Origin of the sequence: Bradyrhizobium sp. AS23.2 (assembly GCF_001908185.1) — a bacterium.
Classification (GTDB): domain Bacteria; phylum Pseudomonadota; class Alphaproteobacteria; order Rhizobiales; family Xanthobacteraceae; genus Bradyrhizobium.
Genome location: NZ_LGHM01000162.1, coordinates 1 through 26084 on the forward strand (window position 1 = coordinate 1; position 26084 = coordinate 26084).

General features: G+C 64.6%; 19 protein-coding genes and 1 pseudogene. 4 read left to right on the top strand and 16 right to left on the bottom strand.

The genetic code is table 11. The annotated features are described in order from the left end of the window. Positions 1-1136: 1136 nt before the first annotated feature. Together AC630_RS47325 and AC630_RS47330 are read left to right on the top strand one after the other, a co-directional pair. Positions 1137-4373: pseudogene (locus tag AC630_RS47325) on the top strand (beta strand repeat-containing protein); the annotation flags it as partial. Between the two features lie 805 nt (positions 4374-5178). Continuing rightward, on the top strand, positions 5179-6042 hold the full coding sequence (locus AC630_RS47330) for an autotransporter outer membrane beta-barrel domain-containing protein (protein ID WP_245330576.1): 864 nt from the start codon (positions 5179-5181) through the stop codon (positions 6040-6042). Between the two features lie 310 nt (positions 6043-6352). Here AC630_RS47330 and AC630_RS31785 read toward each other — a convergent pair whose 3' ends face one another. From AC630_RS31785 to AC630_RS31840, 12 genes are all read right to left on the bottom strand, one after another. Beyond that, complete coding sequence (locus AC630_RS31785) at positions 6353-7465, bottom strand: polyamine ABC transporter substrate-binding protein (RefSeq protein WP_074122439.1); 1113 nt, start codon at positions 7463-7465, stop codon at positions 6353-6355. A 6-nt stretch (positions 7466-7471) separates the two neighbouring features. Next, on the bottom strand, positions 7472-8653 hold the full coding sequence (locus AC630_RS31790; protein WP_074122406.1) for an aminotransferase: 1182 nt from the start codon (positions 8651-8653) through the stop codon (positions 7472-7474). Between the two features lie 7 nt (positions 8654-8660). Further along, complete coding sequence (locus AC630_RS31795) at positions 8661-8987, bottom strand: rhodanese-like domain-containing protein (RefSeq protein ID WP_074122440.1); 327 nt, start codon at positions 8985-8987, stop codon at positions 8661-8663. Positions 8988-9154: 167 nt separating this feature from the next. Further along, the gene (locus AC630_RS31800; protein ID WP_074122407.1) at positions 9155-11083 is read right to left on the bottom strand and encodes a potassium transporter Kup; all 1929 of its coding nucleotides are present in this window, start codon (positions 11081-11083) and stop codon (positions 9155-9157) included. Between the two features lie 142 nt (positions 11084-11225). Then, complete coding sequence (locus AC630_RS31805) at positions 11226-13124, bottom strand: potassium transporter Kup (RefSeq protein ID WP_074122408.1); 1899 nt, start codon at positions 13122-13124, stop codon at positions 11226-11228. A gap of 168 nt (positions 13125-13292) precedes the next feature. Beyond that, positions 13293-14123, bottom strand: a complete 831-nt coding sequence (locus AC630_RS31810; RefSeq protein WP_074122409.1) for an OmpA/MotB family protein — start codon at positions 14121-14123, stop codon at positions 13293-13295. A gap of 23 nt (positions 14124-14146) precedes the next feature. After that, complete coding sequence (locus tag AC630_RS31815; RefSeq protein WP_074122410.1) at positions 14147-14920, bottom strand: motility protein A; 774 nt, start codon at positions 14918-14920, stop codon at positions 14147-14149. Between the two features lie 90 nt (positions 14921-15010). Beyond that, complete coding sequence (locus tag AC630_RS31820) at positions 15011-15958, bottom strand: SDR family NAD(P)-dependent oxidoreductase (protein WP_083636466.1); 948 nt, start codon at positions 15956-15958, stop codon at positions 15011-15013. Between the two features lie 15 nt (positions 15959-15973). Next, complete coding sequence (locus tag AC630_RS31825; RefSeq protein ID WP_074122411.1) at positions 15974-16693, bottom strand: RraA family protein; 720 nt, start codon at positions 16691-16693, stop codon at positions 15974-15976. A gap of 120 nt (positions 16694-16813) precedes the next feature. Then, positions 16814-17692, bottom strand: a complete 879-nt coding sequence (locus tag AC630_RS31830) for a CDP-alcohol phosphatidyltransferase family protein (protein WP_074122412.1) — start codon at positions 17690-17692, stop codon at positions 16814-16816. Positions 17693-17778: 86 nt separating this feature from the next. After that, on the bottom strand, positions 17779-18510 hold the full coding sequence (locus AC630_RS31835; RefSeq protein ID WP_283808468.1) for a phosphatidylserine decarboxylase: 732 nt from the start codon (positions 18508-18510) through the stop codon (positions 17779-17781). 52 nt (positions 18511-18562) lie between these two features. Next, the gene (locus AC630_RS31840; RefSeq protein WP_074122414.1) at positions 18563-20515 is read right to left on the bottom strand and encodes an ABCB family ABC transporter ATP-binding protein/permease; all 1953 of its coding nucleotides are present in this window, start codon (positions 20513-20515) and stop codon (positions 18563-18565) included. A gap of 201 nt (positions 20516-20716) precedes the next feature. On the opposite strand from AC630_RS31840, the gene AC630_RS31845 reads away from it, so the two are divergent. After that, complete coding sequence (locus AC630_RS31845) at positions 20717-21325, top strand: LOG family protein (RefSeq protein WP_074122415.1); 609 nt, start codon at positions 20717-20719, stop codon at positions 21323-21325. Between the two features lie 4 nt (positions 21326-21329). Here AC630_RS31845 and AC630_RS31850 read toward each other — a convergent pair whose 3' ends face one another. From AC630_RS31850 to cysS, 4 genes are all read right to left on the bottom strand, one after another. Beyond that, positions 21330-21707: a VOC family protein gene (locus tag AC630_RS31850; RefSeq protein WP_074122416.1), complete on the bottom strand. Its 378-nt coding sequence runs from the start codon at positions 21705-21707 to the stop codon at positions 21330-21332. A gap of 175 nt (positions 21708-21882) precedes the next feature. Then, positions 21883-23481, bottom strand: a complete 1599-nt coding sequence (gene cimA, locus AC630_RS31855; RefSeq protein WP_074122417.1) for a citramalate synthase — start codon at positions 23479-23481, stop codon at positions 21883-21885. Next, positions 23478-23969, bottom strand: a complete 492-nt coding sequence (locus tag AC630_RS31860; RefSeq protein WP_074122441.1) for a GNAT family N-acetyltransferase — start codon at positions 23967-23969, stop codon at positions 23478-23480. Before AC630_RS31860 ends, cimA begins: the two co-directional genes overlap by 4 nt. 115 nt (positions 23970-24084) lie before the next feature. Further along, positions 24085-25467 (bottom strand): cysteine--tRNA ligase, encoded by a 1383-nt coding sequence (gene cysS / locus AC630_RS31865; RefSeq protein ID WP_074122418.1) that lies wholly within the window; start codon positions 25465-25467, stop codon positions 24085-24087. 289 nt (positions 25468-25756) lie between these two features. Between cysS and AC630_RS31870 the strand changes: the two genes are divergently transcribed. Further along, complete coding sequence (locus AC630_RS31870; protein WP_074122419.1) at positions 25757-26059, top strand: hypothetical protein; 303 nt, start codon at positions 25757-25759, stop codon at positions 26057-26059. Positions 26060-26084 lie beyond the last annotated feature (25 nt).

The following is a 26084-nucleotide window of genomic DNA, read 5'->3' on the forward strand; positions in this document are numbered from 1 at the left end:
ATCAGGGCGGCGGGGGTGGCCAGGGCTACAGCGCTGGAGCAGGCGGCGGCGGCGGCGGTGCAGGCGGCGCCGGGCTGACCTTAACCTCGGACGTGACGAACAACGCCGCGATCACGGGCGGCAACGGCGGCAACGGCGGCCGGGGCAATTCTGTCTTCAGCCCGACCTACTCCTATGGGGCCGGTGGTGGTGGCGGCGGCGGCGGGTCGGGCGTCATCGCCACGACGGGCAGCAATCTCGTCAACACCGGCACGATCGCCGGCGGCAACGGCGGCGGCGGTGGCGCGGGTTACGGTCCGGGCCTCCCCTTCCCGAGTTCTCCCGCTGACGGCATCGGCGGGCGCGGCGGCAATGGCGTTACCGCTACGGCTTCCGCCGGGCTGATGATCACCAATTCAGGCTCGATCAAGGGCGGTGACGGCGGCACAGATTTCCAGAACGTGAATATTTCCTCCAGGCCGCAGGCCGGCGGCTATGGAATCGTCGGCCAGAACCTGACCATCGTCAACAGCGGTACGATCGCCGGCGGTGAGCAGGGTGCCGCCAACACGATGCCTTTTGGCGGGGGGACCGGCGTGCTTTCGTCCGCCATCGTCATCACCGGCGGCGTCAACAGCATCACGGCGCTCGCCGGCAGCAACATCGGCGCGATCGAACTCGGCGGCGCCACGACGATGGCAGGCGCTTTCAACAGCACGGTCCAGGTCAATGGCGGCGTCACCATGTCGGTGACGGGGGCAACGGCGGCGAATGACGCAACCGGCATCACGACGCTGACGAACTACGGCACCATCGCCATCGGCGCCGGCCGCACGCTGAGCGCCCAGACGATCAACAACAATGGAAGCACGATCAGCATCGGCGCCGGGGCGACGTTGCAAGGCGTCGGCAACACGCTCAACAACAACGCGGTCATCGATGTCGGCGCCGGCGGTGCCATTGTCGACGCCGGTGCGGTGAACAATCTTAGCGGCGGCACGATCAATTTTAACGGTCCCACCGGAACGGCGACGCTGTCTTCGGGAACGAACAGCATCGTCAACGACGGCAACATCAAAGTGCTCGGCGGCAACGTCGCCGTCACAGGCGACATCACAAACCAGAACAACGGCGTGCTGACGCTGACCGGCGGCAACATGACCGGGGTTGGCACGCTGACCAACAGCGGAAGCGCGATCGTCAACATCGGCGCAGGTTACAATCTCGGCGTCGGGACGTTGAACGTCAATGGCGGCAGCGTGACCGGAACAGGCACGATCACGGCTTCAACCGCAATCAATCTCTCGGGCGGTTCGATCAGCGCGACGCTAGCCAGCGCCGGTGCCCTGACCAAAGCCGGCGGCGGGACCGCGATCCTCACAGGCGCCAACACCTATACCGGCGGCACCACGATCAACGCCGGCACGCTGCAGCTCGGCACCGTCGGCAGCACCGGCGCGATCCAGGGCGATGTCACCGTCAGCGCCGGCAGCACATTCAGTCTCGTTGACGCAAACACCAGTGGAATCACCAGCATTTGGAATTCCGGAACCACGGATTTCCACAACGGCACAAGCGCCGGCAGCGCCACCGTCACCACCGATGCTGGCGGAACGACAGCGTTCCACGACTCCAGCAGCGGCGGCAGCGCCCGCTTCCTCACCAACGCCGGCGGCGCGTTCGACATCTCGGGCCTGACGGTGGCCGGGATGACCGCCGGCTCGATCGAGGGCGCGGGCAGTTATTTCCTGGGGTCGAAGCAGCTCACCGTCGGCAGCAACAATGCTTCCACCACGGTCAGCGGGGTCATCGCGGATGGCGGCGCCTCCGGCGGCACTGGCGGTTCGCTGGTCAAGACCGGCACCGGCACGCTGACGCTGACCGGGAACAACAGCTACACTGGCGGCACCACGATCGCGGCCGGCACCTTGCAGATCGGCAATGGCGGGACGACGGGCTCGATCGACGGAAATGTCGTCAACGACGGCGTGCTCACCATCAACCGCAGCGACGCGGTCACCTTGCCCGGCGATATTTCCGGCAGCGGTGCCGTGCAGCAGATCGGCTCGGGCACCACGATCCTGACCGGACACAACAGCTACACCGGCGGCACCACGATCGCGGCCGGCACTTTGCAGATCGGCAATGGCGGCACGACCGGCTCGATTGCCGGCACTGTCGTCAACGACGGCGTGCTCGCCTTCAACCGCAGCAACGCGGTCACCTTGGCCGTCAATATTTCCGGCAGCGGTTCCGTACAGCAGATCGGTTCGGGCACCACGATCCTGACCGGCACGAACACCTATAGCGGCGACACAACCGTCTCCAGCGGCCGGTTGCAGTTCGGCGATGGCAGCGCGAGCGGCAGCAACAATCTGGGCGGCAACCTCAATGTGACCGGCGGCACCTTGGCGATTCAGGCGCCGGCCACCCTGAATGTCGCGCAGACCGTAACCTTCGGCAACAACACCGCATTATCCATCGTCGCGGGCACGAACAGCCCCGCGCTGTCTGCCGACCGCGTCGCGATCGGCAACGGCGTCGCCTTCAACATCAGCGGCATCAACGATGCTAGCCAGCTCGACAAGGTGCTGATCGACACCCGATCGGGCATCAGCGGCGACTTCGCCAACGTCACCATCGGTGGCTTCAGCGGCACGGTAGACTACCTCACGATGTCCGTCCGTAAATCGGCCGACGACCTGCAATACCTCGCCACCTACGGTCTGAGCTGGACGGCGGGTAACGACCTCGCCCATGGCACCTTCACGCTGACCAACGCCACCGACACCTTCACGGTCGGGACAGCACTGACCGATCAGGCAGCGAACCCCGCGACCGGATGGAACGGCACGTCGCTCATCAAGGCTGGCGCCGGCACGCTCATCCTGACCGGACATAACAGCTATAGCGGCGGCACGACGATTTCGGGCGGTACGCTCCAGATCGGCAGTGGCGGTGCGACCGGCTCTGTTCTGGGGACAGTCACCGTCGGCAGTGGGGCCACATTCGACGTCGTCAACGCCGACACGAGCGGCATCACCAGCATCTCGAACAGCGGAAATACAAATTTCCGCAACGATACAAGTGCCGGCAGCGCCAGCGTCACCAATATCGGCCAGCTGAGTTTCTACGACACCAGCACAGCAGGTACCGCCGCCATCACCAACAATGGCACGACCTATTTCCGCGACACCAGCACTGCTGGCAGCGCGACCATCACCAACAGCGGCGCCCTGACCTTCAACAACACGAGCACGGCTGGGACCGCCACGATCACCAACAATTCCACCGGCAGCATCAACTTCAACAACTCGAGCACCGCCGGGGCCGCCACAATCACCAACAGCGGTCAACTAACCTTCAACGACACGAGCGCGGCCGGCAGCGGAACCATCACCAACAACCGGACCCTGACCTTCACCGGCTCGAGCACGGCTGGAAGCGCGGACATCACCAACGTCTATTCGATATCGTCCGTGTACTTCGTGGACAACAGCACAGCGGGCAGCGCATCCATCACCAACAATGGCGGCATGACATTCGGCAACTCCGCTACAGCCGGTCATGCGACCATCACCAACAACAGCTACCTGACTTTCGGGGACAACAGCACGGCAGGCAACGCGGCCATGACCAACGTCTCCTCCATGTCGTTTGCGAGTGCGAGCACGGCCGGCAGCGCCACGATCGCCAACATCGCCTCCGGCAGGCTGACCTTCTGGGACAGCAGCAGCGCCGGCAACGCGACCGTTACGAACAAAGGCACCACGGAATTCCACGGCACCAGCACGGCCGGTAATGCCACTATCGCCAACATCACCCAGGGCACGCTGACTTTCCTGGACCACAGCAGCGCCGGCACCGCGATCATCACGAACAACAGCACCGGCACATTCGAATTTAAAGATACCAGCTCCGCGGGCAGCGCGACCATCACCAACAACGATCAGTTGCTGTTCGCCTCCTCCTCCACGGCCGGCAGCGCCACCATCACCAACAACAGCCAGTTGACGTTCGACACCAACGCCACGGCCGGTAGCGCCACCATCACAAACAGTGGCAACGTGCTGTTCGATGGCAACTCGACGCCCGGCAATGCGCAGCTCGTCAACAACGCGCCCGGCGCTGTCTTCGATCTCTCGATGAGCACCGGCCCGAACGGCGACAACAAACCTACCGCGGGCTCGATCGCGGGCAACGGGACATTCTATCTCGGCGGCAAGGAACTGACGGTCGGCTTGAACAATCTGTCGACCACCGTCACCGGGGTGATCGCGGATGGCGGTGCCGGCGGCTACACCGGCGCTTCGCTGGTCAAGACCGGCACCGGTACGCTGACGCTGTCGGGCACCAACACCTATACCGGCGCCACCACGGTCGACGGCGGCACGCTTGCGGTGAATGGTTCGATCGCATCGTCGAGCGGCGTCACCGTGAACAGCGGCGGCATTCTCGGCGGCACCGGCATCGTCGGCAACACCACGATTGCAAGCGGCGGCGCGCTCGCGCCCGGCAATTCCATCGGCACGCTCACCGTCAGCGGCAACCTCACCTTCAGTGCCGGCAGCTTCTATACGGTCGAGGTCTCCACGGCCGCCGCCGACAGGACCAATGTTTCGGGCGCCGCGACGCTCACTGGTGGCACTGTGCAGGCCGTGGCGCTGCCCGGCAGCTTCCGCAGCCAGACCTACACCATTCTCAACGCGACCGGCGGGCTCGGCGGAACGCGGTTCTCCGGGCTGAACGTCACCGGCAGTTTCAGTCCTGCCCGCAATCCCCACCTCACCTACGATTTGAACAACGTCTATCTCGTGCTCGATCCAAGCACGATCGTGCTGCCGGCGGGCGCGAGTGGCAACCAGACCAGCGTCGCCGGCGGCATCAACAAGGCGGTCGAGAGCGGTGGGACGCCGCCGGCCGGCTTCGATGTGTTGCTCAACATGAGCGGTGCGCAATTGAACCACGCACTCAGCCAGGTCTCGGGCCAGCCCGGCGCCGCCAGCACGCAGGCCGCGTTCGACGCCACGCAGCAGTTCATAAATATGCTCGATCCGCTCAATGGCGGCACGGACGGCGGACGCAGCGCCGACGGCGGAGCGCTGGGCTATGCCGCTACCGCGCAGGACGACGCCAAGAACCACAGCGCCGGAATCCGTGAGGCCTATGCCGCGGTGACACCGCGCGAGGCGAGCGGCGATGTCATCGACCGGCGCTGGGGGGGTGTGGGCCTCAGGCTACGGCGGCGCGAGCACGGTGAACGGCAGCGCTGTGGCCGGTTCGAGCTCGACCACCAGCCGCATCTACGGCACGGCGGTCGGCGCCGACTATCGCCTCTCGCCGGACACGCTGGTCGGCTTCGCGCTCGGCGGCGCCGGGTTCAATTTCTCGGTCGCGGATGCGCTCGGCAGCGGCCGCGCCGACATCTTCCAGGCCGGCCTCTATGCCCGCCACAACTTTGGACCGGGTTATGTTTCGGCCGCGCTCGCCTATGGCTGGCAGGACGTGACCACGGATCGCACCGTGACGGTCTCAGGCACCGACAAGCTGACCGCGAACTTCAAGGCCAGCACCTTTGCCGGCCGCCTGGAAACGGGCTGGCGCTTTGCCCCAATTCCCGCCTCCACCTTCGGCGTCACGCCCTACGCGGCGGTACAAGCGACCTCCTTCCACCTGCCCGGCTACGGCGAGACCGCGCTCGTCGGCAGCAACCAGTTTGCGCTCTCATACGCCTCACAAGACACGACCAACATCCGCACCGAGCTCGGCGCGCGCACCGACCAGCGCTTCCTCGTCAACGAAGGCGTGCTCACCCTGCGCGGCCGGCTCGCCTGGGCCCATGACTCCAACACCGACCGCCTCGTCAGCGCCGCCTTCCAGACGCTCCCCGGCGCCGCCTTCACGGTCAACGGCGCGCGCCCCGCGGCCGATTCCGCGCTCGTCAGCGGCCGCGCGGAAATGAAATGGAGAAACGGCCTCTCGCTTGCAGGCACCGTCGAGGGCGAATTCTCCCGCAGCACGCAGACTTACGCCGGCAAGGGCACGGTACGTTATGAATGGTAGGCGGCCATGCCTCTCGATGCTTCGCATCAAGAGCGCGGTATTTGGACCTGATGGCCACGATGCAATAGTGCCGGTGTTTTGCCCGACGAGTCAAATGGCCGCGCCTGATGACATCAAGCGCATCTCGCGGCTCAATTCGCGCCCTGGAAGAAGCGCTTCAGGCTTTTGCGCCTGCGCGCCGATAAAGCCAAGCCGCGTCGCGACTCGAGCACCACCACAGCCGGCAACGCGATGATGACGGTTCTACTGTGCATGGGGTTGTTTTGCAGATTTTAGTTTTGGCGGTGATCCGAGGCGTGACCGCGCCCCCTCAGCGCCCCGTCTTCACCTTGGTCCAGAGCCGGTTGATGATGCGCTGGGTGGCGGGATCGCGGGCGGTGATGACGAACAGCTTTGAGAGCGTCGCCTCATCAGGATAGATGTTCTTGTCGTTCAGGATCTTTGGGTCGACCAGCTTCTGGCTGGCGAGGTTGCCGCTGGCGTAGGACAGGAAGCTCGAGTTCCTGGCGGCAACGTCCGGGCGGTAGAGATAGTTGATCAGCTCGTAGGCTTCGTTGACGTTCTTGGCATCCGCGGGAATCGCGAGATTGTCGAAGAACATCTGCGCGCCCTCCCTCGGAATGGCATAGCCGATCTCGACGCCATTCTTGGCCTCGGCCGCGCGGGCGCGGGCCTGCATGATGTCGCCGGACCAGCCGACCACGAAGCAGATCTCGCCGGTGGCGAGCGCGCTGAGGTATTCGGAGGAGTGGAACTTGCGCACGGACGGGCGGACCTTGGCGACGACATCGGCGGCCTTCTCGAGGTCGGCCTGCTTGGTCGAGTTCGGATCGAGCCCGAGATAGTTCAGCGCCGCCGGAAAGATGTCGTCGGCGGAGTCCAGCATGTGCACGCCGCAGTCTTTGAATTTGGCGAGGTTCTCAGGCTTGAAGACGATCTCCCAGCTGTCGATCTTGGCATCGGGCGCCAGGATCTGCTTCACCTTGGCGACGTTGTAGCCGATGCCCGTCGTGCCCCACATGTAGTTGGCGGCGAAGTCGTTGCCGGGATCGTAGGTCGCCAGATGCTTGGTCACCATCGGCCAGGCGTTGGCGAGGTTCGGCAGCTTCGACTTGTCGAGCTTCTGGAAGATGTTGGCCTTGATCTGGCGCTGCAGGAAATAGGCGGTGGGCACCACGACGTCGTAGCCGGACTTGCCGGCCATCAGGCGCGTCTCCAGCGTCTCGTTGGCGTCGAAGGTGTCGTAGACCACCCTGATGCCGGTCTCCTTGGTGAAGTCCTCAAGGACACCAGGCGCCATGTAGTTGGACCAGTTGTAGAAGTTGACGACGCGCTCCTCGGCCCCCGCAGGAGCGGAAAGCAACGTCAGCGCCGCGGCGATTGCGAAACCAAGACAAAGCCCCGAGCGGCCGACGTTCGTCATCTTCACCTACCTCTTGCGCCCGCGTACCGCGTCGGACAGCCGCTCCAGCGCGGTGTCGAGGGTCTCGTCCTTCTTGGCAAAGCAGAAGCGCACCACCGAGGTCACGGGGTCCTGCTCGTAGAACGCCGATACCGGGATCGCCGCCACCTTGTAGTCCTTCACGATGCGCCAGCAGAACTCGGTATCGCTCTCGTTGAGCCCGAGCGGCGACAGGTCCACGGTGAGGAAGTAGGTCCCTTGCGACTTCAGCACGGGGAAGCCGAGGCTCTCCAGCCCCTTGGTCAGACGGTCCCTGCTCCGCGTCAGATCCTTGCGCATCGACAGGAAGTAGTCGTCGGGCTTGCCGAGGCCGTAGGCGACGGCTGCCTGGAGGTTCGGCGCGGTCGTGAAGGTCAGGAACTGGTGCACCTTGGCCGCGACGCGCAGCAAGGGCGGCGCGGCGCAGACGAATCCGATCTTCCAGCCCGTCAGCGAGAAGATCTTGCCGGCCGAGCCGACCTTGATGGTGCGCTCGCGCATGCCGGGGATGGTGATCAGCGGGATGTGCTTGTGCTCGTCGAAGGTGACGTGCTCCCAGACCTCGTCGCAGATCGCGATGACGTCGAACTCCTGGCAGTAGCGCGCCAGCAGCTCAAGGTCCTCACGCGGATAGACCACCGCGGACGGATTCAGGGGATTGTTGAAGAGGACCGCCTTGGTCTTTGAATTGAAGACGCTTTTCAGCATGTCCTCATTCAGCCGCCAATGCGGCGGCTCGAGCCGCACGAGGCGCGGAATGCCGCCAGCCTGGCGGATGATCGGCAGGTAGGAATCATAGACCGGCTGGAAGCAGACCACCTCGTCGCCGGGCTGGACCACCGCGAGAATCGCCGAGGTCAGCGCCTCGGTGCCGCCGGAGGTCACCATCACCTCACTCATCGGATCGAGCTTGAGGCCGTGCCAATGGCCGTAATGCGTCGCGATCGCCTGGCGCAGTTCCGGCAAGCCCATCATCGACGGGTACTGGTTGTAGCCGTTCAGCGAGGCGTCGGCCGCGGCGCGGCGGATGTCCTCAGGGCCGGGATCGTCAGGGAAACCCTGGCCGAGATTGATGGCGTTGTTGTCGCGCGCGGCCTGCGACATCGCCTCGAAAATGGTGACAGGCAGGTCGGCGAAGACCTTGTTCAGCGAAGAGCTCTTGGTCGTCATCGCGAGGTTAGCCACCGGCCTTGGTGGGGAGCCCTGCCGCCTTCCAGCCCAAAATGCCACCGGCCAGATGCTTGTCGTAAGCCAGACCCGCCGCCTGCGCCGCGAGCGAGGCCGTCACCGAACGCTTGCCGGAGCGGCAGGCGAACACGACCTGCTTGCCATGGGGATCGGGGATCGCCTTGGGATCGAAGGTCGAGAGCGGCACCACGACGCCGTAAGGATAGGCCTCGGCCTCAACCTCGTTCGGCTCGCGGACGTCGACGAGCAGATAGCGCCCTTCCTCGACACCCTTGGAGACCTCCTCCGGGGTCAGATCCTGTACCTGGTTCGCCACATCATCCTCCAACGTCGCAGCCGCATGCCGGGGTGGTCCCGGCCGGCGGCAACCTCGCCTCTCGGCTCACGAAAATCAAGCGCTACAAAGGCTTGAGCCGCGCGGCGCAAGTTAAAGCTAAATCGCAGCGACTTGAAGCGCGCTTTGAAGGCCCGAAGTTCCCTGGCCTAGATCGTCACCTGGGTGCCGACCTCGACCACGCGGCCGCTGGGGATCTGGAAATAGTCGGTGGCATCGTTGGCGGAGCGGCTGAGCGAGATGAACAGCCGGTCCTGCCAGCGCGGCATGCCGGAATGGGCGGCGGGCTTGAGCGCCCGGCGCGACAGGAAGAACGAGGTCGACATGATGTCGAACTGCCAGCCGAGCTTGCGGGCGATCGCCAGGGCCTTCGGCACGTTGGGCGATTCCATGAAGCCGAACTTCAGCGCCACCTTGGAGAAGGTCGGGCTGATCTGCTCCAGCCTCACGCGCTCGGCCGGATCGATGCGCGGGGTCTGCGCGGTTTCGATGGTGAGAATTACATTCTTCTCGTGCAGCACCTTGTAGTGTTTCAGACTATGCATCAGCGCGGTCGGCGCGCTCAGAGGATCGCTGGTCAGGAAGACGGCGGTCCCGGGCACGCGCTGCGGTGGCCGCTTCTCGAGCATCGCCACGAGGTCGGCGAGCGGGAATTCGAGCTTGCGCGACTTCTCGAACAGGAGCCGGCTGCCGCGCCGCCACGTGTACATCAGGGTGATCATGAGGGAGCCGAGCGCGAGCGGCACCCAGCCGCCCTCAAACACCTTGAGCAGGTTGGCGGCGAGGAAGGTCAGGTCGAGGCAGAGGAACGGCGCGATCAGCGCGGCGGCGGCGACCGGCGACCACTTCCACGCCTTCCAGATCACGACAAAGCCCATCATTCCAGTGACCACCATGGTGCCGGTCACGGCGATACCGTAGGCGGAGGCCAGCGCACTGGAGGAGCGGAACAGCAGCACCATCATGATCACCGCGACCAGCAGCAGCTGGTTGATGCGCGGGATGAAGATCTGGCCGGAATGGGCTTCAGATGTATGGCGAATTTCAAAGCGCGGCAGCAGCCCGAGTTGGATCGCCTGGCGCGTCAGCGAATAGGCGCCGGTGATGACGGCCTGGCTCGCGATGACAGTGGCCGCGGTAGCAAGCACGACCATGCTGCCGCGCATAAAACCTTGCGGGAAGAGCTGGAAGAACGGGCTCACGATCGCGCCGGGATCGCCAAGGACGAGCGCGCCCTGCCCCAGATAGTTCAGCGCCAGCGACGGCAGCACGATGAACAGCCAGGCGGTCTGGATCGGCCGCTTGCCGAAATGGCCGAGGTCGGCATAGAGCGCCTCGGCGCCGGTGACCGCCAGGAACACCGCGCCGAGCGTCACGAAGCCGATGATGCCGTGGTGGAACATGAAGGACACGGCATAGAAGGGGTTGAGCGCGAACAGCACCTGCGGCTGCTGGATGATCGGATGGATCGCCGCCACCGCAATGACCGCGAACCAGACGCACATCACGGGGCCGAAGAACGCTGCGACGCGGGCAGTGCCGCGCGACTGGACAGCGAACAGGCAAACCAGGATCACCACCGTCAGTGGAACGATATAGGGCTCGAACCGCAGCGTGACATCCTTCATGCCTTCGATCGCCGATAGCACCGAGACCGCAGGCGTGATCACAGCATCGCCATAGAACAGGGCACCGGAGATGATGCCGAGCGAGACGACCGTCGCCCCGCGCGTACCGACCGCGCGCTGGGCCAGCGCCATCAGGGCGAGCGTGCCGCCCTCGCCATTGTTGTCGGCGCGCAGCAGGATCACGACGTATTTGAGCGTCACCACGACGATGAGCGCCCAGAGGATGAGAGACACCACACCGAGAACGGCCGCCGACGTCGGCACCCCCTCCACGCCCGAAGCCGCCAGCACTGCCTCGCGGAACGCATAGAGCGGGCTGGTGCCGATATCGCCATAGACGACACCGATGCTGCCGAGCGTCAGCGCACCGAAACCGGCGGTTGTATGGGCCTCGCCATGGCCATTGGCCGCCGCCGTTTCCGGGGCGGAAATCGCTACGTCGCTTGTCATGGGAGAGCCCGGTGGCCTCTAAAAATGCTTCGCCGCACTACGGCTGGAAGAGCGCGCGGCTTATAGTCCTGCGCTGATGGCATAGCCTAGCCCGATTTTGAGCCCACACCATGCAAAATTCGCATGGGTCCGCCAATTGCGCTCAAATAGTCACTTGGGTTCCGACTTCAACCACCCGCCCCGTCGGAATCTGGAAATAGTCGGTGGCGTCATTGGCAGACCGGCTCAGCGCAATGAAGATGTGGTCCTGCCACAATGGCATACCCGACTGTGCCGAGGCCTTCAACGACCTTCGCGACACGAAGAACGACGTCGACATGATGTCGAACTGCCAGCCCTGCTTGCGCGCGATCGCGAGCGCCTTGGGAACGTTCGGTTGCTCCATGTAGCCGAAGCGCAGCCGGACCTTCGAGAACTTGTCGCTGATCTTCTCCATCCGGAATCGCTCGGACAGATCGACCCGCGGCGTCTGCGCGGTCTCGATGGTGAGGATCACGTTGTGCTCGTGCAGCACCTTGTTGTGCTTGAGATTGTGCAATAGCGCCGTCGGCACGAAGGCGGGATCGCTGGTCAGGAACACCGCGGTGCCCTTGACGATGTGCGGCGGCCGCTTCTCCAGGCTGCGGATCAGATCATCCAGCGGCACCTCGATCCGGCGCGTCTTCTGGATCAGGATTGCCGACCCGCGCCGCCAGGTCCAGATCGTCCCCGCCATGGCGACGCCGAACAGCAGCGGCACCCAGGCGCCTTCGAGCAGCTTGAGCAGGTTGGCGCTGAAGAAGCTCATGTCGACCACGACGAAGGGCACGATCACCGCCGCAGCCGCGGCGGCACGCCAGTTCCACAATTTCCAGATCACGACGAAGCCCATGATGCCGTCGGCAACCATGGTGGTGGAGACCGCGATGCCGTAGGCCGAAGCCAGGTTGCTGGGGGTATGGAACAACATCACCAGCAGCAACACGCCAATCAGAAGCAGCCGGTTGACACGCGGCAAATAGATCTGGCCAGCATGGGTTGCGGAGGTGTAGCGCACCTCGAAGCGCGGCAAGAGGCCAAGTTGCACCGCCTGATAGACCAGCGAATAGGCGCCCGTGATCACCGCCTGGCTCGCGATCACGGTCGCGGCGGTCGCAAGTCCGACCAGCGGCAGCACCAGATTCTCCGGCACCATCCGATAGAAGGAATGTTCGATCGCGCTGGGATCGGACAGAACCAGCGCGCCCTGCCCGAAATAGTTGATCAGGAGCGAGGGCAGCACGAAGAACATCCAGGCCGACTGGATCGGCTTGCGGCCGAAATGGCCGAGATCGGCGTAGAGCGCTTCGCCGCCGGTCACCGCCAGGAACACGGCGCCCAATGTCACCAGGCCGATCGTGCCGTGCGACAGCAGGAACTGCAGCGCGTAATACGGATTGATCGCAACCAGCACCGAGGGATCGTTGGCGATGTTGACGATGCCCATCAGCGCAAGGCAGGTGAACCACACCACCATCACCGGCCCGAACGCCGAAGCCACCAGCGCCGTCCCCTTGCTCTGGACCGCGAACAGCAGCGCCAGGATGAGGACCGTGAGCGGCACGACGTAGTGTTCGAACGCAGGCGTCGCGAGCTTGAGACCCTCGACCGCCGACAGCACCGAGATCGCCGGCGTGATCATGGAATCGCCGATGAACATGGAAGCGCCGACCACGCCGAGCGCGAGCAGGAACCAGCTCCGCCGCCCGAGCGCACGCTGGCCGAGCGCCATCAGCGAAAGCGTGCCGCCCTCCCCGTTGTTGTCGGCGCGAAGCAGCAACAGCACGTATTTGGCAGTGACGACGATAAACAGCGCCCACAGGATCAGCGAGAGCACGCCGAGCACCATGGCTCGCGGGACCGGTTCGCCATGGGCCGCGCCCCTGACCGCCTCGTGGAATGCGTAGAGCGGCGAGGTGCCGATATCGCCGAAGACGACGCCGATGCTTCCCAGCGTCAGGCCCCAGAAACCCGAGGTGACCGAACCTTCCTGGGCTTCGGTCGATGTGATGCTCGCCGCCATGTGAGACTAGAAACGCTTCTTCCCGAGAGTTGATCCGGCGCCTTTTGACGGTTCCTGCGCGCCTGTCAATCGGGACAGCAAAGCAGGCGCCGATACTGTGACGGCGCAGCAACGGTCAGTCGTCGCCAGTGCGACGCGATGCCTCAGGTAAGATGGTAGCGCAAAGCTCTACGGCTTCAAATTCGGCGGAAGCGGCGGATCTTCGCGCATCAGGGTGATCGTGACCCGCCGATTGGCCGCAAGCGATGGATCGTCCGGAAACAGCGGCTGGGTGTCCGCCTTGCCCGCGACGGCGAAGATGTGCGACGGCGGCAGGCCCTCGCGTTCGAGGATCTGGCGCACGGCATTGGCGCGGTCGGCCGCCAGATCGAAGGCGCCATAGTCGCTGCGAGTCGGCACGAATCCAGCCGCGGTGTGGCCGGCGATGGAGACGCGGAGCGGCGTTGCCTTGAGCGGAATCGCGAGCTTCTCGATCAGGCGGCGGGTGCGGTCATAGGGTACCTTGGAGCCATCGGCGAACATCGAACGGCCGTCCTGGTCGACGATCTCCAGATTGAGGCCCTGCTTGGTCTCCTCGAACATGATGTGCTTGGACATCTCGGTCAGTTCCGGCATGTCCTGCAAGGCTTGGCGCAGCGAGGCGGCGGCGAGCGCAAAATTGCGATCGACCTTGAGCTTGGCGCCCGACGTGCGGTCGCGATCCTCCTGGTCCGGCGTCGGGGTGTTGGAGGAATCCTCGGGCTGGATGTGATCGACGTGCTTCAGCCGCGGACGCGTCGGCAGGCCGTCGGACTCGACGATGCCGGCGTAGCGCGCTTCGCTCTGTACGCCGAAGGCATCGCGCATGGAGCCAGCGACGATCTTCAGCTTGTTGGCGTCCTGCGTCGAGAACGCGACGAGCATCACGAAGAAGCTCATCATCAAGCCCATCAGGTCGGCGAAGGTCACGAACCAGCCGTGACCGCCGCCGTGCGCATCGCCGCGTTTCTTCTTGGCCATCTGTCAAAATCCCGGCGGGCGCCTTACGCCGGCACCGGCTCGCCTTCGGCCTGACGATGCTTCTCCGGCAGATAGGCCAGCAGCATTTCGCGCACCAGCGTCGGGCTCTTGGAGTCGCGGATCATCAGGATGCCGTCGATGATCAGGGTGCGGTTGGTCTCCTCGTCGAGCAGCTTGCCGTGCAGCTTGTCGGCGATCGGTAAACAGAACAGGTTCGCGACGAGCGCGCCGTACAGGGTTGCAAGCAGCGCGGTCGCCATGAACGGGCCGAGCTTGGAGGGGTCGGTCATGTTCGCGAACATCTGCACCATTCCGATCAGCGTGCCGATCATGCCGAAGGCCGGGGCGCAGTCGCCGATGGCGCGATAGATCTTGCTGCCCTCGTCCAGATGCATCAGGAAGTTGTCGCGGTCGCGCTCGAGATTGTCGCGGATGAAGTCGAGATCGTAGCCGTCGGCGACGTAGCGGATGCCCTTGGCAAGGAACGGCTCGTCGGTCTCGACCTTTTCGAGGCCCACCGGGCCCTGCTTGCGGGCGATCTCGGCGATGCGGGCGAGCTCGTCGACGAGGTCGTGGGCCGACAGGCGGCTCATGGTGAAGGCGAACTTGGCGCCGAGCGGAAGGCCGTGCAGGAGCGCGCTGAGCGGGAAGCGGATCATGGTGGCGGAGATCGAGCCGCCGAAGATGATGATCATCGCATGTTCGGAGATGAACATGTGCAGGTCGCCGCCCATGAAGATCATCGCCGTGATGACGACGATGCCCGCCGTGAGCCCGACGCCCGTCATAATATCCATGGGATACTCCAACGCGTACGCAACAACGGCCGTCCTGGCCGCTGGCGCGGCCCAACCCCGAACCGCATCGGAAACCCTAGAGGGCCGCCATTAAAGACCCGTAAAGGTTAAGTTGAGCCGTCGCGCCAGACCGGTGCAGCGCGCTGAAATGGCGGCGGCTTTGCCGACCGCCGACAGGAATCTCAACACTTCGCTAACCATAATCGGGGGCGCTAGGACGATACCCCCCGTCAGCTCCAGGCTGAGCGCGCGCAGGCGCCTGCGCGCATCGGCATCGTAGGCCTGTGGAATGGCGCGCGCCTCGTTCATGCCGTTGAAGAACAACCCGCTCTTATCGGCAACATCGTCGCCCTCGACGAGATGCAGGATCGCGGCGCCGCCCTGCTCCACCGTCGAGATCGGGGTGATGCCGCCTGCGCGCACCATCGTGGTATTCATGTAGGTCGCGGGATGCAGCGCGTTCACGGCGACGCCGGTGCCCTTCAGTGCCTCCGCAAGATCGATCGTGAACATGATCTGCGAAAGCTTGCTCTGCGCATAAGCGCGTGAGCCGCTGTAGCCCTTCGTGATCATGACGTCGACGAAATCGATCGGATGCTGGCCGAGCGAGGCGACGTTGACGATGCGTGACGGTGCTGCGGCCTTCAGCAGCGGCAGCAACAGATGGGCGAGCAGGAAGCCCGAGAGGTAGTTCACGGCAAAGCGCAGCTCGTGACCGTCAGCGCTCTCCTGGCGTTTCGGCCCGTCGTTCTGCGAGCCGATGCCCGCGTTGCTGACGAAGACGTCGAGACGTTGATGATCCCGCTTTACGGCATTGGCGAGTTCGCGGGTGCCCGCCATCGTCGACAGGTCGGCCTGGTAGAAGGTCGGCGCGACGTGGCCGGCCTTCTTGATTTCGTCAATCAGCGCTCTCGCACGCTCGGCACTCCGGCCATGGATCAGGACGCGCGCGCCCGCAGCGGCAAGACGGCTTGCGACGTAGCGCCCGACACCATCGGTCGAGCCCGTGATCAGCACCGTCTTGCCGGCCATGTCCATGACGCTTCTCCGGACTCAATGGATCTCCGCCGAGCGCTTCAGTGCGGCCTTCAGCTTCTCCAGCGAGAAGTCGGGGCTGCGGGCGATCTCCAGGATCGGCGTCTCGCGGCGGCCGCAGAGTTCGGCGGCCTCCGGCAGCTTTGCGGCGACGTCGAGCGGGATCACGATGGCGCCGTGCTGGTCAGCATGGATCAGATCGTCCGACTTCACGGTCATGCCGGCGACGCGCACCTCGCCGCCAAAGCTCTCGGCATGCACCCAGGCGTGCGAGGGACCGATCGAGCCGGCCAACGCCTGAAAGCCAGGCGCCCATTGCGGGATGTCGCGGATCGAGCCGTCGGTGATGACGCCGAGGCAGCCGAGCGCCTTGTGCACGTTGCTCTGCACCTCGCCCCAGAACGCGCCATAGCCGACATCGGGACCGTCGATGTCCTGGATCACCGAAATGCGCGGGCCGTGGCCGGTGCCGACATATTCGTAGTATTCGATGCGGCGCTTGGCCTGCTCTTCTGCCGGCAGCGAGGACTTCAGCACCGAGCGGATCGCGACTGTGCGGGCGTAGCCGACGATCGGCGGCAGATCGGGAAACGGGCAGACCAATTGCTTCGTGGTGTAGCCGATCAGGCGGCGCTCGGGCGCCACGATCTCCATGGCGTTGCAGATCGTCGGCGTGTCATAGCGGCCCAGCGCTTCGAGCACGGAAGCAGGCAGCGGCCCGGTCACGGTATCAGTCACGGCGTTCTCTCCCAGATTGGCGGCTGTTGTCGTGTTGCCACCGGCACAAGGCGATATAGCCGAGATCGGGTCTCAACCCAACTCAGGACGCCCTCATGGCAGATATCCGCGTGTTGACGCTCAGTGCAGTCGTTCGGGCCGATCGTCGTGCGGCGGCTCCGACAGATTTGCCAACGTCGGCGCCGAGGGCGGCGACGAGACCTCGCCTCCCGCCGGCGCGGTGGCCGCCATCGTGCGCGCCTGGTCGCGATAGGATTTGTAGCCGAGCGGCAGGCCGAGCAGATACAGCACCGTGCCGATGGAGAGCACGTGCCAGGGATAGGCGATCAGGATAGCGATGAAGACAATGACCGCGACGAACGCCGGCAGCACCAGCTCGGGCGGCACGCGCATGCGCTTGGTCTTGCCGGAGAACACCGGCAGGCGCGACACCATCAGGAAGGCGATTAGAAGCGTATAGGCCGCCGTCACCGCCGCCGGCAGCCGGCCGAGATCGAGGAATGCGATATATATCGGCAGCAGCACCGTGATCGCACCGGCTGGAGCCGGCACGCCGGTGAAGAAATTGGCGGCGAACGCCGGCTTGTTCGGATCGTCCATGGTGGCGTTGAAGCGCGCCAGCCGCAGGCCGCCGGAGATCGCAAACACCATGGCGGCAATCCATCCGGCATTGCCGAGCTCATGCAGTTGCCAGAAATACAGCATCAGGCCGGGCGCGACGCCGAAATTGACGAAGTCTGCGAGACTGTCGAGCTCGGCGCCGAACTTGGACTGACCCTTGATCATGCGCGCGACGCGACCGTCGATGCCGTCGAGCGCGGCCGCGAACACGATGGCGTAGACGGCGAGCGACATCCGCCCTTCGATCGACAGGCGGATCGCGGTCAGGCCGGCGCAGATCGCCAGCAGTGTGATGACGTTGGGCACCAGCATCCGCACCGGGATCGGACGGAACCGCCGGCGGGGCGTATCGGTATATTTGAAGTCATAGGGCGTCATGGCTCGTCCTCACCTTAAGGCGAGATATAGCAAGCCGCGTCCCTCTCCGCCATTGCGGCGGAAGGCCCCCATGGACCGGCTTTTGGCTAATTGGCGCGATAGGCGCGGCTCGGGTCGTCGGCGGCGAGGTCGGCCAGGATCGTCTCGCCGGCGATCGCGGTCTGCCCCTCCGAGACCAGTGCCTTGGTGCCCGGCGGCAGGTAGACATCGAGGCGCGAGCCGAAGCGGATCAGACCGAAGCGCTCACCGGCCCCGATCGCCTGCCCTTCCCTGACGAAGCAAACGATGCGCTTGGCGACCAGGCCTGCGATCTGGATCACGCCGATCCGCGCCGTGGGCGTCGAGATGACCAGCGAGTTGCGCTCATTGTCCTCGCTCGCCTTGTCCAGTTCGGCATTGATGAACAGGCCGGGCCGATAGGCGATGCGGTCCACCCTGCCCGCGATCGGGCTGCGGTTCACATGGCAGTTGAACACGCTCATGAAGACCGAGATGCGCGGCAGCGGCCGGTCGCCGAGCCCGAGCTCGGCCGGCGGCAGCGCCATGGTGATCATCGAGACGCGGCCGTCGGCCGGCGATACCACGAGCCCCTCGCGCACCGGCGTGACGCGCACGGGGTCGCGGAAGAACAGCGCGCACCACACGGTCAGTATCGTGCCGATCCACCCGAGCGGCGACCACAACCAGAACAGGACGAGGCTTGCGAGCGCAAAGCCGCCGATGAAGGGATAGCCCTCCTTGTGGATCGGCGGGATCTGACGCTGGATCGAATCGAGAATGGACATCGCTATCTGCCGCTCAGGGTTGGTGGCGCGCAGGTCGTCCCGCGCGGTGCAGTTGTTTAGGCCAGAGTTGGGACCGGAGACAAGCTCACTCCGCGGCCGCTGGCGTCAGGGCGTCGTCGACCGGCGGTGGCTCCCGGTTGGGCGCGTCGCCGCTGTCGGCCATCCTGGCCAGTTTTTCGCGTGCAGCCTCGGCCTCGCGCTGCCTGTTCCACATGCTGGCATAGAGGCCGCCCTGCTCGAGCAGCTTGGCGTGAGTACCGCGTTCGGCAATGCGTCCCTGGTCCAGCACAATGATCTCATCGGCACCGACGATGGTCGAGAGCCGGTGCGCGATTACGAGCGAGGTGCGATTCTTCGCCACGCGATCGAGTGCGCCCTGGATCTCGTGCTCGGTGTGGGTGTCGAGTGCCGAGGTTGCCTCGTCCAGCACCAGGATCGGCGGCGCCTTCAACACGGTGCGCGCGATCGCGACGCGCTGCTTCTCGCCGCCGGAGAGCTTCAGGCCGCGCTCGCCGACCTGGGTCTCATAGCCCTTCGGCGCCATGCGGATGAAATGGTCGATCTGCGCGAGCCGCGCGGCCTGCTCGACCTCGGCATCGCTGGCGTCCCAGCGGCCATAGCGAATGTTGTAGCGGATGGTGTCGTTGAACAGCACCGTGTCCTGCGGCACCATGCCGATCGAGGCGCGAAGCGAGGCCTGCGTGACCTCGCGGATGTCCTGGCCGTCGATCAGGATCCTTCCGCCGGAGACGTCGTAGAGGCGGAACAGAAGGCGCGAGATGGTCGACTTGCCTGCACCCGACGGGCCCACGATCGCGACCGTCTTGCCGGCCGGCACCTCGAAGCTGATCCCCTTGAGGATTGGCCGCGCCGGCTCATAGGCAAAGCGCACGTCCTCGAAACGCACGGTGCCGGCAGAGACGGCCAGCGGCTGCGCGTCCGGCGTATCCTTGATCTCGGCCTCCCGGCCCAGCACGTTGAACATCTTCTCGATGTCGATGATGGCCTGCTTGATCTCGCGATAGACCATGCCCATGAAGTTCAGCGGCTGGTAGAGCTGGATCATCATGGCGTTGACCAGCACGAAATCGCCGACCGTGTTGGTGCCGTTGCGCACGCCGATCGCGCACATCAGCATGGTCGCGGTCAGCCCCAGCGTGAAGATCACGGCCTGGCCGGTGTTGAGCACCGCGAGCGAGGTGTAGGTGTGGACGCTCGCCTCCTCGTAGCGCGCGACCGACTTGTCGTAGCGCTGCGCCTCGCGCGTCTCGGCGCTGAAATACTTGACGGTCTCGTAATTCAGCAGCGAGTCGATCGCCTTGGTGTTCGCCTCGGTGTCGGAATCGTTCATCTTGCGGCGGATGCCGATCCGCCACTCGGTCGCGATGTAGGTGTAATACATGTAGACCGTGACCGTGATCAGCGTCGCGACCACGTAACGCCAGTCGAACTGCCAGAGCAGCACGGCCATCAAGAGCGAGACCTCGACGATGGTCGGGATCAGCTGGAGGATCACCATACGCACGATGACCTCGATGCCCTCGCGGCCGCGCTCGAGCACGCGCGTCAGGCCGCCGGTCTTGCGCTCGAGGTGAAAGCGCAGCGACAGCTCGTGCATGTGGACGAAGGTGATGGTGGCGAGCTTGCGCACGGCATGCATGGCGACGCGCGCAAAGATGCCGTCACGCCATTGCGTCAGCACCGCCATCAGGATGCGCATCGCGCCGTAGCTCGCGGTGAGCAATAGCGGCGACGCAATCACCCAGAGGTGCCAGTTGTCGGCCTGCACCGGCGCGGTGTTGGCGCCGGTCAGCGCATCAGTCGCCCATTTGAAGCTGAACGGCACGGCCAGCGTGATCAGCTTGGCCGCAAGCAGCAGCACCAGCGACCAGACCACCCGCATCTTCAGGTCGAAGCGGTCGCCCGGCCAGATAAAGGGCCACAGATGCGCCAGCGTACCCATCAGCGTGGCCCGCTCCAGCGGTCCGCCGGCAGGATCGGGAACGTCGGCGCCGTCGAGCGGTTGAGGTTGGTTCATCAAGAAGCCTGAAAGCCCGCCGGATGCGGACGGCGTTACGATTAACGGTTTTCGCTCGCTATATAGAGACTTCCCGATGCCTGCGCACCCCGCCAGATGGCGAATCTTCGATTGTTTGTCGTCGTTTACCGGTAGATTTCCGGGTGGCCCGAATTACCAATTGGGCTTGACGCGTCTTCGCTGCAATGCATCATGACGCCAATGAGCACCATTAAAACCGTCTGTGTCTATTGCGGCTCCGGTCCCGGAACCAATCCCAGCTTCGTCGAAGCCGCCAAGGCCTTCGGCAAGGCTCTCGCTGAAAACAGCATCCGACTGGTCTATGGCGGCGGCTCCCTCGGCCTGATGGGCGCGGTCGCGACCTCCGTGCTCGATCACGGCGGCAGCGTCACCGGCATCATCCCCGACTTCCTGCGGATGCGCGAGAACGCGCTGACCCGCGTGCAGGAGATGATCGTCACCCCCGACATGCACGAGCGCAAGCGGCTGATGTTCGAACACTCCGACGCCTTCGTAGCGCTGCCAGGCGGCCTCGGCACGCTGGAGGAACTGGTCGAGCAACTCACCTGGAAGCAGCTTGGCCGCCACGCCAAGCCCGTGCTGCTCGCCAATATCGACAACTTCTGGGAGCCGCTGTTCTCGCTGATCTCGCACATGCGCCAGACGGACTTCATCCGCCCCGGCCTTTCGGTCGACATACTCATGGCCAATCGCGTTGAGGAGATCTTGCCGAAGCTCAAGGCGGCCGCGGAAGGGGTCGCCGAGGCGGACAAGGATCTTGCGCCGGACGTGGCGCGCTGGCTCTCCTGACGCGCTACACGGGCGGAAACGTCACCGCCTCGATCCGGTTGCCGTCGGGATCGACGACGAAAGCAGCGTAGTAGCGTACGCGGTCGTGCGGGCGGATACCAGGTGCGCTCTCCGACGCGCCGCCGGCGGACAGCGCCGCGGCGTGAAACGCATCGACCTCGCCCGTCGTCTTCGCCCGCAGGCAGATGTGCACGCCGCTCTGCGCTGCTACGGGCGGCATGCCCTCGCGTAGATTGATCCAGAATTCCGGATAGGCCTTGCCGAAGCCGATCGTCCGCGGCCGCGTCACGAGGCGCGTGAGGCCGAGCGCGGCGAGCGTGGCCTCGTAGAACCTTGCGGAGCGATCGAGATCGCTGACGCCGACGGAGATGTGGTCGATCATTGGTCGCGCTCCCCCCTGTCTTCCTCGTCATTGCGAGCCACCGGGTCCGCGCTAAGCGCGGCCCGATGACAGGCTCCGCGAAGCAATCCAGAGTGCGTCGGCGGAGACAGTCTGGATTGCTTCGTCGCTTCGCTCCTCGCAATAATGGTGGTTGTGGCCGCGCCGCCCATCCGGCTTACGCCGGCGCGCCCGACTTCACGAGCTTGTAGATCACCGAATCCATCAGCGCCTGGAACGAGGCGTCGATGATGTTCGGGGAGACGCCGACCGTGATCCAGCTGTCGCCGTTCTCGTCCTCGCTCTCGATCAGCACGCGCGTGACCGCGCCGGTGCCGCCATTGAGGATACGCACGCGGTAGTCGATCAGCTTCAGCCCCTCGATGTATTTCTGATACTTGCCGAGGTCCTTGCGCAGGGCGACGTCAAGCGCATTGACGGGGCCGTTGCCCTCGGCCGCCGAGATCAGACGCTCGCCGGCGACGTCGACCTTGACCACGGCGAGCGCCACGGTGACGCGCTCGCCGTGCGAATTGTAGCGCTGCTCCACATTGACGTCGAACTGCTCGACCTCGAAATAATGCGGCACCTTACCGAGCGTGCGGCGCGCCAGCAGATCGAACGAGGCGTTGGCGGATTCATAGGCGTAGCCGGCTGCCTCGCGCTCCTTCAATTCCTCGACCAGCCGCGTCAGCTTCGGATCGCTCTTCTCATAGGCGATGCCGGCGCGATCGAGCTCGGCGATAACGTTGGAGCGCCCGGCCTGGTCCGACACCAGCACCTTGCGGTGATTGCCGACCGTTTCAGGCGTCACGTGCTCGTAGGTGTGCGGATCCTTCATCACGGCGGAGGCGTGGATGCCGGTCTTGGTGACGAAGGCGCTCTCGCCGACGTAAGCCGCATGGCGGTTCGGTACGCGGTTGAGCATGTCGTCCAGCGTGCGTGAGACCCTGACCAGCGTCGCCAGCTTCTCCGGCGTAACACCGATCTCGAAAGCGTCGGCAAAGGCCTTTTTCAATGTCAGCGTCGGGATCAGCGAGCAGAGATTGGCGTTGCCACAGCGCTCACCGAGGCCATTCAAGGTGCCCTGGATCTGCCGCGCACCGGCGCGCACCGCGGCGAGCGAATTCGCCACCGCCTGCTCGGTGTCGTTATGGGCGTGGATGCCGACGTGGTCACCGGGGATGTGTTTTGTCACCTCGGTGACGATGGCCTCGACCTCGTTCGGCATGGTGCCGCCATTGGTATCGCACAGCACCACCCAGCGCGCGCCGGCCTCATAGGCGGCTTTTGCGCAGGCGAGCGCAAAACTCGCGTCTTCCTTGTAGCCGTCGAAGAAATGTTCGCAATCGAGCATCACCTCGCGGCCGGCAGCCTTCGCCGCGGCAATGCTGTCGCGGATCGAGGCGAGATTCTCCTCCTTCGTCGTCTCAAGCGCGACGCGCACCTGATAGGCGGAGGACTTTGCCACGAAGCAGATCGCATCCGCATTCGCCTCCAGAAGCCCAGCCACGCCGGGATCGTTGGAGACCGAGCGCCCTGCCCGCCGCGTCATGCCGAAGGCGGTGAAGCGCGCATGGGTGAGCTTCGGCCTGGTGCCGAAGAACTCCGTGTCGAGCGGATTGGCGCCGGGATAGCCGCCCTCGACATAGTCGATGCCGAGCTCGTCCAGCATCGTGGCAATGACCCGCTTGTCGGTCAGCGTGAAATCGACGCCATTGGTCTGCGCGCCGTCGCGCAGCGTGGTGTCGAACAGATAGAGACGCTCCTTGCTCATTGCGCTGCTCCCAGCGTCTTCTTCATGGTGGTGTTGGCGAGCCATTCGTCGTTGATGGTGACGCTGTTGCGCTGCTGGGCGGTGTAGCCGCGCTTGGCGAAGAACCCCTGCGCGGTGTCGCTGGCATCGACCGAGAGGCTTTTCGCGCCGCGACCGCCGGCCAGCTTCTCCAGCGCGTCGACCAGCATGGTCGCGACGCCCTGCCCGGCTACGGCCGGATGCACATACAGCATTTGGATGTGATCTGTGCCGCGGAGCGAAGCGAAGCCGACGGGCGAGCCTTCCAGCGTCGCGATCAGCGTCAGGTCGGATGCGAGCCGCTTGCCGAACTCTTCGCTTTCGGCTTTCGCCATCCAGGCTTGCTGCTGCTGTTCGCTATAGTCATCGCCGGTCAGCTCTTCGATGCTCGCGGTGAAGATCGCGGCGAGCACCGGCACATCGTCCGGCAGGAAGGGCCGCAAGCCAGGCTTTGGCAAAGTCTTTCCCATCGTCTTCACCACATCCCATAGAGCTTGAGCACGAGCGCCACCGCGGCGCCGAGCAGCAGGATTTTCAGCGCGATGTAATAGAGCCAGTGCCTCGGGAAAGGCGTGTCGGGCCGTTTCATCGCGAAAACTCCCAGGTCGTGCCTTCCTTGGAGTCCTTGATCGCAACGCCCATCGCGGCGAGCAGATCGCGGATGCGGTCGGACTCCCTGAAATCCTTGCGCGCACGCGCCGCCGTCCGCTCCGAGATCAGGCGTTCGACTTCCTTGGCATCGACCCCGCTCGCCTGCTGCTTGCGACCTTCCCACTGCGCGACGCTCTCGGAGAGGAAGCCGAGCAGACGCAGTGAACCCGCCAGGGCGCTCACGTCGCTGTTGCGCAGGCTGTGCAGCGCCGCGATCGCCAGGGACGTGTTGAGGTCGTCAAGCAGCGGCTCGACCACGGACGCGGCCGGCTTGCCGGGCTCGACATCGGCCGCGACGCGATACCAGTCGTCGAGCGTCTTGGCGCTCTCCTCCAGCGATTTCATGGTCCAGTCGATCGGCGAGCGGTAATGCGTCTTGAGCATGTTGAGGCGCAGCACCTCGCCCGGCCAATCCGCGAGCAATTCGTGGATGGTGACGAAGTTGCCGAGGCTCTTCGACATCTTCTCGCTTTCGACCTGCAGGAAGCCGTTGTGCATCCAGTAGTTTGCCATGCGCTGCTGGTGGAAGGCGCAGCAGGTCTGCGCGACTTCGTTCTCGTGATGCGGAAACACGAGATCGATGCCGCCGCCGTGGATGTCGAAATGCTTGCCGAGATGCTTCCAGGCCATGGCCGAGCACTCGACGTGCCAGCCCGGACGCCCCTCTGCCTTGATGCCGGCCGGCGACGGCCATGACGGCTCGCCCGGTTTGGACGGCTTCCACAGCACGAAGTCGGTCGCATCGCGCTTGTAGGGCGCGACATCGACGCGAGCGCCGGCGATCATCTCGTCCAGCGACCGCTTCGACAGCGCGCCATAGCGCGGCAGCGTGGAATTTGCCGCGTTCATCGCCTGCGGCGAGAACAGCACATGGTCCTCCGCGACATAGGCAAAGCCGCCGGCGACGAGCTTTTCGATGATCCCGCGCATCTCGCCGATGTGTTCGGTCGCGCGGGGCTCGACGCTGGGCCGGAGCGCGCCAAGCGCATCGACGTCGGCGTGAAACTGCTTGCCCGTCTGCTCGGTGACCTTGCGGATCGCCTCGTTCAGCGGGAGCCCTGGAAAATCCCGCGCGGCGCGGTCGTTGATCTTGTCGTCGACGTCGGTGATGTTGCGGACATATTTGACATGCGCCTCGCCATAGAGATGGCGCAGCAGCCGAAACAGCACGTCGAACACGATCACCGGCCGCGCATTGCCGATATGGGCGAAGTCGTAGACCGTCGGTCCGCAGACATACATGCGGACATTCTTCGCATCGAGCGGCTGGAATGGCCGCTTCTCCTTCGTCAGCGTATCGTAAAGGCGCAATTCCATATGGATACCCGTCGGCTGTTGGCCGGGCGTCCGAGGCTCTCAATGCTTTTGAGAAAAGACGGCTCCAGCCAGCGAATCGCTAGCTCGTAATCTCGCGGCAAATGGCGCAAATGGCGAGGAGACCGTTCATGCGGGAACATATGGGCCACGAAGGGCCCTTGCGTCAAGAGAGCCGCGAAAAAGCCGCCTTATCTTCGCAATGCGCGGCCACTCTGCCTTGATGGTTCATCATCCTTAACCTTTTGAGTTTACTCGAAGCCGGCGGTTCCCTCAGCCCCCGGTGCTACCCATGCGATCCGTGTTCGCGCTCGTCTTTGCCTCCATCCTCGCGGCATCCAGCGCATGCGCCGAGACGCGCGTCTTCATCATCGCCAACCAGGCGGACGGCTACGGCGTCGACCAGTGCCTGGTCAAAGGCGAGAAATGCGGCGCGCAGGTCGCGCGCACCTACTGCCAGTCACGGGATTTTGCCCAGGCCTCGGCCTACCGGCGGGTTGATCCCGACGAAATTACCGGCTCTGTCCCCAAAACCGGCGCAAACTGCTCCCATGGCCATTGCGACGAATATGTCGCAATTACCTGCCAGCGCTGAATTCGCTCGGACTTGGCGCACCTTA

Coding starts and splice junctions, on each gene's coding strand:
- AC630_RS47330 (WP_245330576.1), top strand. CDS start 5,179: ATGTCATCGACCGGCGCTGGGGGGGTGTGGGCCTCAGGCTACGGCGGC.
- AC630_RS31785 (WP_074122439.1), bottom strand. CDS start 7,465: ATGACGAACGTCGGCCGCTCGGGGCTTTGTCTTGGTTTCGCAATCGCC.
- AC630_RS31790 (WP_074122406.1), bottom strand. CDS start 8,653: ATGACGACCAAGAGCTCTTCGCTGAACAAGGTCTTCGCCGACCTGCCT.
- AC630_RS31800 (WP_074122407.1), bottom strand. CDS start 11,083: ATGACAAGCGACGTAGCGATTTCCGCCCCGGAAACGGCGGCGGCCAAT.
- AC630_RS31805 (WP_074122408.1), bottom strand. CDS start 13,124: ATGGCGGCGAGCATCACATCGACCGAAGCCCAGGAAGGTTCGGTCACC.
- AC630_RS31810 (WP_074122409.1), bottom strand. CDS start 14,123: ATGGCCAAGAAGAAACGCGGCGATGCGCACGGCGGCGGTCACGGCTGG.
- AC630_RS31815 (WP_074122410.1), bottom strand. CDS start 14,920: ATGGATATTATGACGGGCGTCGGGCTCACGGCGGGCATCGTCGTCATC.
- AC630_RS31820 (WP_083636466.1), bottom strand. CDS start 15,958: ATGGACATGGCCGGCAAGACGGTGCTGATCACGGGCTCGACCGATGGT.
- AC630_RS31830 (WP_074122412.1), bottom strand. CDS start 17,692: ATGACGCCCTATGACTTCAAATATACCGATACGCCCCGCCGGCGGTTC.
- AC630_RS31840 (WP_074122414.1), bottom strand. CDS start 20,515: ATGAACCAACCTCAACCGCTCGACGGCGCCGACGTTCCCGATCCTGCC.
- AC630_RS31845 (WP_074122415.1), top strand. CDS start 20,717: ATGAGCACCATTAAAACCGTCTGTGTCTATTGCGGCTCCGGTCCCGGA.
- AC630_RS31850 (WP_074122416.1), bottom strand. CDS start 21,707: ATGATCGACCACATCTCCGTCGGCGTCAGCGATCTCGATCGCTCCGCA.
- cimA (WP_074122417.1), bottom strand. CDS start 23,481: ATGAGCAAGGAGCGTCTCTATCTGTTCGACACCACGCTGCGCGACGGC.
- AC630_RS31860 (WP_074122441.1), bottom strand. CDS start 23,969: ATGGGAAAGACTTTGCCAAAGCCTGGCTTGCGGCCCTTCCTGCCGGAC.
- cysS (WP_074122418.1), bottom strand. CDS start 25,467: ATGGAATTGCGCCTTTACGATACGCTGACGAAGGAGAAGCGGCCATTC.
- AC630_RS31870 (WP_074122419.1), top strand. CDS start 25,757: ATGCGATCCGTGTTCGCGCTCGTCTTTGCCTCCATCCTCGCGGCATCC.